This is a genomic window from Gluconobacter thailandicus F149-1 = NBRC 100600 (assembly GCF_000964465.1).
Classification (GTDB): Bacteria; Pseudomonadota; Alphaproteobacteria; order Acetobacterales; family Acetobacteraceae; genus Gluconobacter; species Gluconobacter thailandicus.
Map to the genome: position 1 here is coordinate 1 of NZ_BANH01000118.1, position 206 is coordinate 206.

Genomic DNA, 206 nt, shown 5'->3' on the forward strand with positions numbered 1-206 from the left:
CACCAGGCGACGAAACGCCGTTCAGGACAGTCGGTTCTGCCAGCAATGCGGGCGGACATCCTGACCCTCTGGAACGCTCACCATCGCATTTTGGGAGATTTCATAAATGCCGCAAACGAGGTCGGTCTCCTTATTTTCGAAGGCGACAGGGACGGTGTCTATCTGATCGAAGACGACGCCAGAAACCGGCTTGCTCTTCATCGTGT

Annotated in this window: 1 pseudogene; it reads left to right on the forward strand. The window is 55.3% G+C overall.

Annotation, left to right across the window (positions count from 1 at the left end):
• Positions 1 to 206: pseudogene (locus B7444_RS16995) on the forward strand (hypothetical protein); the annotation flags it as partial.